Genomic DNA, 615 nt, shown 5'->3' with positions numbered 1-615 from the left:
ATCGTGAGAGTAATTCATCGGCACGTTAAATCATATCAGGCGTAATACCACAACCCTTAAGTTAGCGCTTATGGGATCACTCCCCGCCGTTGCTCTTACTCGGATTCGTAAGCCGTGAAAACAGCAACCTCCGTCTGGCCAGTTCGGATGTGAACCTCACAGAGGTCTTTTCTCGTTACCAGCACCGCCACTACGGCGGTGATACAGATGACGATCAGGGCGACAATCATCGCCTTATGCTGCTTCATTGCTCTCTTCTCCTTGACCTTACGGTCAGTAAGAGGCACTCTACATGTGTTCAGCATATAGGGGGCCTCGGGTTGATAGTAAAATATCACTCGGGGCTTTTCTCTATCTGCCGTTCAGCTAATGCCTGAGACAGATAGCCTCAAGCACCCGCCGCTATTATATCGCTCTCTTTAACCCATTCTGTTTTATCGATTCTAATCCTGAAGACGCCTCGCATTTTTGTGGCGTAATTTTTTAATGATTTAATTATTTAACTTTAATTTATCTCTTTATCGCAATTATTGACGACAAGCTGGGTGATGCTGCCAACTTACTGATTTAGTGTATGATGGTGTTTTTGAGGTGCTCCAGTGGCTTCTGTTTCTA

Annotated in this window: 1 protein-coding gene; it reads right to left on the bottom strand. The window is 45.2% G+C overall.

Annotated elements, in window-relative coordinates:
• Positions 1–95: 95 nt before the first annotated feature.
• On the bottom strand, positions 96–248 hold the full coding sequence (gene mokC, locus RTW80_RS26870) for a type I toxin-antitoxin system toxin MokC (RefSeq protein ID WP_000809172.1): 153 nt from the start codon (positions 246–248) through the stop codon (positions 96–98).
• Positions 249–615 lie beyond the last annotated feature (367 nt).

This window comes from Escherichia sp. AM3 (assembly GCF_032029835.1).
In the GTDB taxonomy this organism is placed as follows: domain Bacteria; phylum Pseudomonadota; class Gammaproteobacteria; order Enterobacterales; family Enterobacteriaceae; genus Escherichia; species Escherichia coli.
This window is presented reverse-complemented; position numbering and strand designations above follow the sequence as displayed.

Bases quoted from the DNA above. Each gene is read 5' to 3' on its own strand.
- mokC (WP_000809172.1), bottom strand. From the start codon at position 248: ATGAAGCAGCATAAGGCGATGATTGTCGCCCTGATCGTCATCTGTATC.